We start from the raw sequence: 11060 nt of genomic DNA on the forward strand, positions 1-11060 counted from the left end.
GGTCGCAATGAGGCCGAATAGCGGTCTCGAACCGCACCGAATCGGCAGCCGCCAGACTGGGGTGGATCGCGCGATCAAACCATGCCCCTGTCAGTTCCAAATGATCCGTTTTCCTCCGTCCCCAACGGATCAATAAGAAAAAAGGGCTGTCCCACGTTGATGGGACAGCCCCCCCCTGGCCTCGATATGTGCGAAACGGCTCGCTAGTAACCCTGACCGTAGCCTTGACCCTGGCCCTGCTGGCCCAGCAGCTCCTCCAGGTACTGGCGCAGCTGTTCGTCGGTAATACCGCCGTTGCCGGTGTCGGTCGCGCTGTCGTCCTGCTGCTGGTTCTGCAGCTCCTCGTCGGAGCCCAGCTCGACGGTAACCTTCTTCTCTTCCTTGCCGCGCATGAGCGTGATCTCGACCTTCTCGCCCACCTCGTGGCTGCGCAGCGCGATGATCAGGCCATCGGCGCTCGTAATCTCGTCGTCGCCCAGCTTGGTAATGACATCGCCCTCTTGGATGCCGGCCTTGGCGGCAGGACCGTCCTCGACGACGCTTGCCACGTACGCGCCGCTATCGGTGCTCAGCTTGTTAGTGCGAGCATTGAGCGCGTTGACGCTCGAAAGCGTGGCGCCCAGGTACGGATGAACCGGCGTCTTGCCGTCGATGATCTGGTCGGCAATGTTCTTGGCATAGTTAACGGGAATGGCAAAGCCCACGCCCGAGCTGGAGCCCGAGTAGCTCTCGATGAGCGAGTTGATACCCACCAGCTCACCGTTGTCGTTAACGAGCGCGCCGCCGGAGTTGCCCGGGTTGATGGCGGCATCGGTCTGGATCATGTTGGCATAGATGGTGTTACCGTTGGTAGAGCTCATGGCCGTGGAGCGATACAGCGCCGACACGATACCCGTGGAGACAGACTGCTCGTTGCCGAACGGCGAGCCGATCGCCATGACCCACTCGCCCACGTTGAGCTTGGAAGAGTCGCCGATCTCGATCGGCGTGAGCTTAGAGGCGTCAGCATCCTTGAGCTTGATGACGGCTAGGTCGCTCGAAGCATCGTTGCCCACGAACTCGGCCTCGTAGGTGGTGCCGTCGTCCATGGTCACCACGTACTGGTCATAGCCATCGACCACGTGGTTGTTGGTGAGGATGTGGCCCTCGGTATCGAGCACAACGCCCGAACCGACGCTGCCCGAGCCGTCCGACTCGTCGGCAGACTGCGAAAGCGAGCCATTCTGGCCGCCGCTCGAAGTGGCGGTAATGGAAACCACGGAGGGCAGCGCCTTGGCAGAGACGGCCTCGGCCAGCGTGGTGTCCTCGGAGTCGATCGTAATCTTTTGCGTCGATGAACCCGAAGCACCCGCCGTCACGGCATTCTTTCCGCTGCCAATGTTGAGCGTGCCACTCATAATGAGCGCAATGACCAGCAGGGCGCCGCATGCACAGCCGGCGAGCGCCGTAATAAAGATCGGCAGCTTTTTGGTCTTAGTCTTGACCACGGTGTGCTTGTTTACAACCTGCTGGCTGCCCAGCGGCTTTCCGGTCTGCGTGTCGTAGGCCTGCACGTAAGGAATGTTACTGCCATCGGCAGGCGTCGACTCCACCTGCACGCGCGGCTGCTGCTGGGTCTCGCCGGCGTTGCCCGCATCCTGGGGACGCTGGGAATCGTACTCGCTCATAGCTGCGATCCTTTCGTCAAATAACCAAAGGCCCGCCAAACATGTGGCGGGCCATCATTGTTCACGTTGAGTTGTACCCCAAGCTGGGCAGTCCCGAGCACTAGATGCCAAGATTTCAGCTTTGCTTAAGTAATGACATGCTTATAGGCCAATTCGTTTTATGCCGTCATGTCTATTCGATATAACAGTCGATAGCAAAGCTATATGTTGAATCGTTAATGAAGTCCGTAATCGTCGCGCCCATGCCTGATCCGCACGTCCACTTATCCTTCTCCGCGTCGTATGGCGTTGGCCCCCACCCCGTTTCATATGATGCTTCGCCTTCTGCGAAGTAGTTCATCACATATTTATCTTTCTGCATGAGCGCATACCAAGCGTTTGCATACATCACAAGCGGATCGATTTGGACTATCGAGTACTTTCCGGAACGAATCTCAATTTCTGTTTTATCGTTATAATAAGCGACTGTGAGCTCAATCTTGGCAAGCAGCGGCAACGTTTCATCTGATTCCCTCTGGATTGTTATGACATCACCGGCCATAGCGTCGGCAGACACAGTTTTGCTCTCTGGCGTGAAAATAGTCTCTCTGCTTCTTGTTCGCGTTTTTTCATTGCCATTTTCATCTCTGACCACCGTGTCGACCACGAGCGTCAATCGCTTCTGAGCGTCCGGCAACTCCACGGCTTCTGCCATCCCGGCTCGCATCAAAATAGGAGCCCCCGCCATCAGACCTAAGAACTGCTTTCTATCAATCATTCTTCATTCCCCTTGTCTACTTGATTTGACTTTCTCAGCTGAATGGGGATACAGAACAGTCCCGTCAAGTTCCTTATCTTCCACAAAAACTAGAATCCATTTATCACCTGCTTTCAACCCTGAGACATATCCGGAACTTGACTTACGGCGCATATCGATTCTCTTACGGCAACCACTTGGCATAAGCGCCTCAAATTGCCCGTTATGAACATCCGATAGAGCGCGCACCTCGACTGCAACAACCGTGTCGTTTTCTCCCCCATTAGTCGCCCTTAACAGAAAGAAGCTCGCTGCGGTGAGCAAAGCAAAGGAAAGCACCAATAGGAGCATTGCCCTTCGAATGAACTTGTCGCCGTTCACGAGTACAATCAACCCTTGCAATATGTGCCATCGTGAGACGTGTAAATTGATACGTCATATGGAAGAAACTGTAGCTGGTTTGTCCATCCATTCCAAACAACAAGCAGGTACTTCTTGGCATTCGAGTATGTGTTATGCATTGCCACGTAGCCCACAACTGCCATTGCGTGCCCGCTGCCATTTGACCGGAGCCTTCCAGAGAAAATACTCAGATTCCCCGAGTCGGTATTCACCCTAAAGGAATCCCATGACGGATACCAAACGAATGACGTCTCAAGCTCCTTGCCTCGTCTTGCACAAAACTCCTTTAAGGCCGGAGCGGGTTTATCAGGAGAAGTCTTGCCTTGAGTAAAGTACAGACCAGTCGCTTGATCATATTTCTTTTCTTCTTCTTCCCATGTCCCCGACAGCCTCCAAAGCTCCGAGTATAAATCGGACAATTTAAGGCGGTTCAAAGTCACATAGTGACTGCTAACTGCAAACATTGCCGAAACAGCGCAAGCATAAGTCCCCGTTTCTTTGATAACTTCTGTTTGCGTTGGCGTTATTATTCCCGAAACCGTTTTGCTCGCATCAACAACATATCCCTGTTTATACAAATCCTTGGCAGATACAAAAACGTCATCGAAATGTTCCGGCGATCCGCTGCGATTGCCTCCCGAGGACAATTTATTTGGTACTTTTTTCCACTTGCGTCTAAAACAATGTTTTTATCTAAGTCGGCAACGCCAACAGTTAGCTCGTCAATCTTTAACGCAACGACGTTATCCGAGGATGCGAGGAGTGCAATTTCTTCGCTTGCACTCTCGATAGGTAAAAGAGCGTTCGGAGCCAAGCAGTATTCGCTGATCCACCAAGATCGCTCTGAATCAAATACGACGTAGCCATAGTTAACGTCATCCCGCTTCGCACGAACGATATACCCGATTGATTCCCCATCGGAATTCACCATTTTTACTGGGTCACAAGCGGTCACCGGCTCATCCGATACATCATCAAAGAAAGCCTGCGCTTGCTCCACAGCTATTTGCGGTGTGACACGGACCAAGTCGTCGTCTCCAAAAACCAACCTTGGAGACATCAGGGCGGCAAGCAACACTATGAATCCGACAATCACCTTTCTCGAATAACGCATTTCTTCCTCCATCCGTGTAGTAGGGAGATACGGTAACTAAATGATATTCTCTAGATAGTGTTATACGTTTGATATTGTTTTTACTGACACACTTTTAATCGGTGAAAGGTCTTCTTTTCGCCCTAAACGAGAAAAGGGTACTGGAGAAATCTCCGGTACCCTCACATTGCCCTCTATTTACTTGCTAGTCCTTAAACAGATAGCCCACGCCGCGGACGGTGGTGATGTGCGCCGCGATCTGCGGGCCCACCTTGGAGCGGATGCGTCGGATATGCACGTCGACGGTGCGCGTACCGCCGCAGTACTCAAAGCCCCACACGCGGTGCAGCAGTACCTCGCGGCTGTAGGCGCGGTTGGGATGCGTCGCCAAAAAACTCAGCAGCGAGTACTCCATCAGCGTCAGGTCAATGGGCTCGCTATCGAGTGTCACCTGGTAGGTGGCCAGGTTGATCTCAAGGTTATCGATGTTGAGCACATCATCGGAGGCGACGGGCTCCTCCTCGCCCATCAGACGCTGTGCACGAGCCTTGAGCTCGTTGGGCGTCGCCGTGGGACATACAAAGTCGGCATGCGCATGATTCGGCAGGCGCAGGGTGCCGAGCGCCTCGTCGTCGACGATCACCAGCATGGGAACACCGCCGCGATCGTCGAGCCACTTGGCAATCTGATCGATGCGGTCGCTGCGGATGCCATCGGAATCGAGGATCAGCAGGTCAAAGTCGTGCGCCGCAGTTGGCGAATCGGGGGTGGCCAGACTCACCTCGACACCCAGGGTGGTCGTCAAGCTGCGGGCAAACTCGTGGAAGCGCGTCGTGCGCGCCATGAACAGGGCACTCTTTTCGGACATATCGGCCTCCAAAGAAATGAGCTCAATCGTACTGGGACAAGCCAGCGCGATTAGGAGTTCGCCAGGTAGTGCTTGATCTCCCATTCGGTGATCGTGGACTCAAACTTATGCCACTCGTCGCGCTTCTTTTTGAGGAAGAAGCTATGGATGTGCTCGCCGAGGGCATCCTTCATAAACTGCGAGTCCTCAAACACGTCGAGCGCCTCTTTGAGCGAGCGCGGCAGCGGCGTATAACCGGCCTCGAGCATCTGGCGGTCGTTGAGCTTGAGCGTCTCGGCCGTGGCCTCGGGCGGGAGCTCCAGCTTGCGCTCGATGCCGTCGAGACCAGCCGCCAGCGTGACGGCGTTGACCAGATACGGGTTAGCCATGGGATCGGGGCTGCGAAGCTCAATGCGTGTGGAAAGCTGCTTGCCGGGCTTGTAGACCGGGATGCGGATCATGCTTGCGCGGTTGCGCAGGCCCCACGTGGCGTACTGCGGCACGGAGTCGCCGCCCGTGGTGATGCGCTTGTACGAATTGACCGTGGGGTTGGTGATGGCGCTAATCTCGCGCGCGTGCGCCAAGATACCGGCCATATAGTGCTTGGCGACGTCGGAGAGATGGTACTTCTCGTCGCCCTCGCCCCAAAAGACGTTGTTGCCGTCATGGTCGAACAGCGACTGATGCAAAAACATGGCGCTGCCGTCCTCGCCCGCCAGCGGCTTGGGCATAAAGGAGGCGTGGCAGCCGCTCTCGTAAGCCTGCTGCTTAATGATGAGCTTGGCCGTGGTAATGGCGTCGGACATGCTCAGGGCCTCGGCGTGGCGCAGGCTCATGCCGTGCTGTGAGCGACCGGCGGCGTGGAAGGTGTACTCCACGGGCACGGACATCTTCTCGAGCGTGAGGACCGTGTTACGACGCAGGTCGCGAGCGGCATCGCTCACCGAAAGATCGAAGTAGCCCACGTTGTCGAGCGGCTCGGGCGTGTGCTCGTCGGGGAAGTAGTAATACTCCAGCTCAGCGCCCACGTTGAGCAGATAGCCAGCCTTCTCGGCCTTGCGGAACATGCGGCGCAGGGCATCGCGCGGGTCGCCGGCAAACGGCTTGCGATCGGGAGTGCACACGTCGCAGAACACGCGGGCGACGCCGTTGTGGCTCGGGCGCCACGGCAGAATCTGGAAGGTCGAGGCATCGGGGAACGCCAGCATATCGGCTTCCTCGGGCGTGGCAAAGCCCTCGATGGCCGAGCCGTCAAAGCCAATGCCCTCCTCAAATGCGACCTCGAGGTCCTCGGGGCTAATAGCAAAGTTTTTGAGGCGGCCGAGAATGTCGACAAACCACAGACGCACAAAGCGGATATCACGCTGCTCTACGGAGCGGAGTACGTAATCGATGTTCTGCTGGTTCATGTCGCTCCCCTTTCTTTCGGGCGGGTTTCGACTGGTCTATATCGCAGATACTATCGCAGAAAAATGTTTCCGCAGGGTTAAAGCGTATCAAGCGCTCAAAAAACGTGTGTGAACAGGCTGGTATGACAAGTGATTATCGCTCGGATTCGGAAACAATTTGCCTACACGCTCGTTCCAGCGCCGGAAACTCCATCGTCACCGCATCCCAAACAACCGATCGGTCGACATTGCCGTAATCATGCGCGAGGTAATTTCTCATGCCGATAATTCCACGCCACTCAATTTCGGGATGAAGCCGCTGCGAGCGTTCCGACAACTTGCCCGCTTCTTCCGTCACCCTAAGCGCGCACATCAAAAGGGAGTCCGCCAACGCCCTCGTCCGCACGTCATTCGCATGCAGAAACTGGTCCTCGGTGATATCAAAAGCCTTGATGCGCTCGTTCGTTTCAGCGATGGCCTCCAAGACCTCTTGGGCGCGGAGGCCGTCTGACTTACGCGCGATCATAAAGGATCACTCCTTCGCGCTCGATTACCGCGGCAAGATCGTCATCAAGATAATCGCTCGAGACAAGGTCCACCTGCCTTCCGGTTTCCTTGCGCACTGCCTCGCCAAACGCCGACAACGCAAAAAGACCAAAGCCCTGCTCGCGATCGACTTCGAGGCGCAAGTCGATATCACTATCTGCACGCGCCTCGCCACGGGCATACGATCCAAATAGGATCACGGTTTTGATGGCGGGAATCGGGCTGGCTGCCTCGCGGACGGCGGACTCAATCTGAGCGGTATCCAAAATGCCCGCTGCGGCGCTTTCGCTCGCAGAGCTTTTACCGAGTGAAGGCACAAACGGCAGCGAGCGCTCGCGCAACATCTGCCTCATGAACATATTGACCGCAACGGACGAAGTCATGCCGAGTTCTTCGCACAGCTCGGCAAATGAATCTTTAATTGACGAGTCCACTCGAACACTCAGCACAGACGCAGCCATGGATACCTCCTGTATGACATTGTCTATATAATATCACACAGACTAGCGCGAGGTCGAAGCGCGGTGTTCGATGTGACCGGGGATCTCGATGCGCTTGGGGGCGAGCTTTGCGGCGTCGCCCACCGTAGTGGTAACGACGTCGATGCGCTCGGACAGACGCTCGATTACGCGCTCGGCGATGGTGTGGGTGTCTTGCGCGGCCGTGGTCACACCGCCAAAGAGCACGTGGTTCCAGGGGTAATCGTCAAACGTTGCGATCTTAAGGCCCGCCGGCAGCGAGGGACCCAGCTGCGCCAGTGCCTCGGTCAGGCGCAGGAAGACCAGGCCGTTGACGGCAATGAGGCCGAGCTTTTTACCCGCATAGCCGCGGATGGTCTCGTCCAGGCGACTGACACCCTCGGCACCACCGTCCGCCAAGGTGACGACCTCGCCGGCCAGGCCGCGGCGCGAGAGCTCGTCGGCAAACGCCTCAGCGCGCTCACGACGCACGGGGCTGTCATCGCTTGCCTCGGTAAGCAGGCACAGACGCTCGCTGCCCGCAGCAGCCAAGGCGTCTACCAGGCCGGCGACCAGCTCACGGTTGTTAGATGTCACCAGATCGATGCCGCCATCGGCAACATCGCGGTCGAGCAGCACAACGGGTAGGCGTCCCGCTGCCGCGGCGATCGCCTCGTCATTGCCTCCGCAGGTGTTGACGACCAGGCCGTCCACGCCGGCATCGATAAGTCTGGTGAGCGACTCCGCTTCCTTGGCGGGGTCGTTGCCGCTAATGGCCGTCATGAGCGAGCAGCCGCGCGCGGCGGCGCTGGCGGAAAGCCCTTCGAGCATGGCGCTGGAGAACGGGTTGGCGATGTCGGCCAAGATTACGCCGATGAGGTTGGCGCGCGAGCTGCGCAGATTGCGTGCGGCGGCACGTGGGCGATAGCCGGTGCGCTCGATAACCGCCGCGATGCGGGCGCGGGTCTCCTCGGTCATCTGCCCGGGGCGGTTATTGAGATAGCGCGAGACCGTGGCCGGGCTCACGCCCGCCTCGGCGGCAATGTCCTTAATCCTCATCTGCGCCATAGCGCACCCCGTTTCCCAATTGTCAGCAATCTGAGCCATTTTAGGCATTTTTTAAAAATCTCGGTTGCAAAACGCTGTAGGTGAGCAGCATCGTTTTTGTGTCTCGAGCAGATGCGGCGATGGGCTAGATTGACGAGTCTTTCGACAGCTCAAAGTAGTCGGGATGCAAGGCGATAACCGGGCCCTGTTCCTCGGGCATCAGATGCAGGTGCGTCTCTGCCAGGTAGCTCGCCGCGTCGGTATCGCCCTTCTTAATGGCCTCGAGAATTCGGCGATGCTGCCGACGAATCGGCTCCCAATCCAGATCCTGCGACACCATACGCAACCAGTTGTATCGCTCAAAATGTGTGTTGACGCTCTTCATCCAATCCCACAACATGTGGCGGCCGGCAATCTCAAAACACGTCTCATGGAACAGGTTGTCCAGATCGAAAAAGCGACGCGTTTCGCTATGGTCGAGCGACTCGGACTCGGCAAGAATCCGCTCGAGCCGCTGCTTTTGCTCGGGCGTGACGGCAGAGCAGCATTTAATGAGCACGCTTCTCTCGAGTTTCTCGCGCAAGAAACAGGCGTTCTCGGCGCGCTCCATGCTGATTTTTGAGACATAGGTGCCGCTTTTGGGACGCGTTTCCACCAGCTCCTGCTCACGCAAGCGCACAAAAGACTCGCGAATGGGCGTGCGCCCGATTCCCGTCTCCTTTTCCAGACCAATCGCCGAAAGGCGCGTGCCGGGCTTGAGCTCGGCATAGATGATCTTGGAGCGCAATGCGTTGTATGCCTGATCTTGCAGGCTCTGATTATGCTGGTGTTGTTCCATAAAGCCCTCGGATGAAGCTCACGGTTTGTCGAATTTCACCACGTAATACTATCGCATCGACACGCCCCAGCTCCCAATCAGTCTTTTTGGGACGGGGCTCTTTTAGCTACCCTGGCCCGCAGATCGGCCCCCCTTGCCACAAAAGTGGCCCATCTATTACGTTAACACGGATAGCCTCGGCCATACCGAAAACCGTGAAAACAAAACCGCAGGTAGACAGCTTGTCGATTTTCGAAAAAACCGACTATGGTTGACCCCTGCGGCTTAAACGTAGTAGATAGGCCCTTTTCGTGGCGCAGCACTACTGCACCCCAAATTGGCACCCCGAGCCTGTTATAAGTTGCTGTGAAATACGGACGGTTGATAATCAAGGGTTGAAAATCAAGGCGCGCTATACGGCTTGCTATATCTCACTATACTTTGCTGTACGTCGCTGTACTTTGCTATAACTTGACAATAATCGGCCCATTACCATCCGGGATATAACGGACCCCAAGCCAACGCTGGCTTGGGGTCCGTCTTGTACCATGGCTCTTTTGGACTATGAGCGCTCGTATTTCGTGGCCCGCCCGGTTCCCTGCCTTACGATTGCATTCCGTTCAAGCAGAGATTCGAGTGCCGCCAACGTCCGCATGCGGCTCAGCCCCGTCTGTTTTTCAATCTCGCTTCGCGACATAATTCGCCCGCCCGACAAGGCCTTGAGAACCTGGACCTCTTCCTCGGACCCTTCAAAGGCATCGGTAACGGGCAATGTGACGGCCACCATGCCGCCGCGAACATCAAAAATTGGTTGATTGATCGAATCGCGATAGGCACGTCTAATGCGCGCAATTCCCGTACCAAATTTCTCGATGTAATCCAGCTTTAAGAAGGCCTCTGCAACGATGGGGTTTCTGAGCACGGATATCTGCCCATACAGGTATTGTTCCGTCGTCAAACCGGCGGGCAGCGATCCGGGGGAGGTCACAACGACGCGATCATCGTACAGGGCAATTTGAACGTTCGCTCGAACGTCCCACGTCCGATGCACTAAAGCGTTTGCAACAGCTTCGCGGAATGCCTCAAGAGGAATTCGATCGGTTTGGACGCGCTCCATCCCTTCGATACGCTCATAACGGTAGTAGCGTGCAAACATAGCCACCGCCCTGTCCGCCTGCTCAATTGCGGATACATTTGTCGCCGCCTCGCGATCCAAGATCACATCCTCGGTATCGCCAAAACGGACGCAGTCGATGCCTGGAAAATCATTCTTATCCGCTAAAATCGCCGCGGCATTGGTATAGCCATCCTTGCCGAGCAAGCGGAGCGTACGCAAGATATCCGACGTTAGCTCGGAAATGCCGAGGTGTTCAACACACTTATGCTCGAGCGTATGAAAGCTCAAGTCCTGGCGAGCCGACGTGAGCGCGTCGAACGTTACGTTGCTGCCTTCGAGCGTCAGCCTGCCATACTCAAACCGGTCGACCTCCACCGTTGCCGAATCGTTTCGCCTGTAGGCCTTTCCCTTGCTTCGATAGGGTTTGTCCTGTCCCTCATAAACCGTAAGGATTACGGTCCCGTGTTTCTCATCGGGCTCGAGCGTGTAACGGGGAGCGGGGTCCAAGCTGTCATTAATCATGTTCTCGATGCGGAGACACTCTGCGACCGGATCTGCAAGGCCGACAACCACGCCCTCGTCATCAACGCCAAACTCAATCTTGCCCGTCCCATAGTTTGCATAGGCGCTCACCGTTTTAAGAAACGTCGGCGTAACGCTTTCCTTGTATTCGACTGTAGGGCTCTCTCTAACAACCATATGCACAACCCCCTCGTTTCGTACCATTCATAACCGTATTATAAGACGAAAACCGTTTGCGTACTGATTTATATAAGACGCAAACTGTTTTCGTCTTGATTTGCGTACGGAATTAAGACGCATAATTTCGCTTTCGTATGGCTCAATACCGGACGCAGACTGTTTTCGTCTGTCAATACGTCTGAAATCCAAACGAAAAGAGCCCCGAGCTCGTATGAACTGCCTCCCATTTCTTGGACACAA

At 55.9% G+C, this 11060-nt stretch carries 11 protein-coding genes; all 11 read right to left on the reverse strand.

Annotated features, from left to right (window positions below; all coding sequences use genetic code 11):
* Nucleotides 1-203 precede the first annotated feature (203 nt).
* The 11 genes from DW850_RS04785 to DW850_RS04830 all read right to left on the reverse strand — a co-directional run bounded on the left by DW850_RS04785 (nt 204) and on the right by DW850_RS04830 (nt 10817).
* Complete coding sequence (locus DW850_RS04785) at nt 204-1667, reverse strand: S1C family serine protease (protein ID WP_117786395.1); 1464 nt, start codon at nt 1665-1667, stop codon at nt 204-206.
* Between the two features lie 172 nt (nt 1668-1839).
* The gene (locus DW850_RS04790; protein WP_117628960.1) at nt 1840-2424 is read right to left on the reverse strand and encodes a hypothetical protein; all 585 of its coding nucleotides are present in this window, start codon (nt 2422-2424) and stop codon (nt 1840-1842) included.
* A gap of 3 nt (nt 2425-2427) precedes the next feature.
* A complete protein-coding gene (locus DW850_RS10120; protein WP_117648531.1) occupies nt 2428-2784 on the reverse strand; it encodes a hypothetical protein in 357 nt (118 codons plus the stop codon).
* Between the two features lie 547 nt (nt 2785-3331).
* Nucleotides 3332-3919: a hypothetical protein gene (locus tag DW850_RS04795; RefSeq protein WP_117786396.1), complete on the reverse strand. Its 588-nt coding sequence runs from the start codon at nt 3917-3919 to the stop codon at nt 3332-3334.
* Nucleotides 3920-4103: 184 nt separating this feature from the next.
* Entirely contained in the window at nt 4104-4766 is a 663-nt protein-coding gene (locus DW850_RS04800; RefSeq protein WP_117583361.1) for a response regulator transcription factor, read from the reverse strand.
* Between the two features lie 50 nt (nt 4767-4816).
* The gene (locus DW850_RS04805) at nt 4817-6154 is read right to left on the reverse strand and encodes a glutamine synthetase family protein (protein ID WP_117786397.1); all 1338 of its coding nucleotides are present in this window, start codon (nt 6152-6154) and stop codon (nt 4817-4819) included.
* Between the two features lie 133 nt (nt 6155-6287).
* Complete coding sequence (locus tag DW850_RS04810) at nt 6288-6659, reverse strand: DUF86 domain-containing protein (protein ID WP_117628961.1); 372 nt, start codon at nt 6657-6659, stop codon at nt 6288-6290.
* A complete protein-coding gene (locus DW850_RS04815) occupies nt 6646-7140 on the reverse strand; it encodes a type II toxin-antitoxin system RelB/DinJ family antitoxin (RefSeq protein ID WP_117583364.1) in 495 nt (164 codons plus the stop codon). The genes DW850_RS04810 and DW850_RS04815 overlap by 14 nt, the downstream gene beginning before the upstream one ends.
* A gap of 42 nt (nt 7141-7182) precedes the next feature.
* Nucleotides 7183-8205, reverse strand: coding sequence for a LacI family DNA-binding transcriptional regulator (locus DW850_RS04820; RefSeq protein WP_158549297.1), 1023 nt, complete (start codon nt 8203-8205; stop codon nt 7183-7185).
* Between the two features lie 124 nt (nt 8206-8329).
* Nucleotides 8330-9022 (reverse strand): GntR family transcriptional regulator, encoded by a 693-nt coding sequence (locus tag DW850_RS04825; RefSeq protein WP_117583366.1) that lies wholly within the window; start codon nt 9020-9022, stop codon nt 8330-8332.
* A 541-nt stretch (nt 9023-9563) separates the two neighbouring features.
* Nucleotides 9564-10817, reverse strand: a complete 1254-nt coding sequence (locus DW850_RS04830; RefSeq protein WP_117583367.1) for an ATP-binding protein — start codon at nt 10815-10817, stop codon at nt 9564-9566.
* Nucleotides 10818-11060: the final 243 nt, after the last annotated feature.

The sequence above is a fragment of the Collinsella sp. AM36-4AA genome, assembly GCF_003467795.1.
Classification (GTDB): Bacteria; Actinomycetota; Coriobacteriia; order Coriobacteriales; family Coriobacteriaceae; genus Collinsella.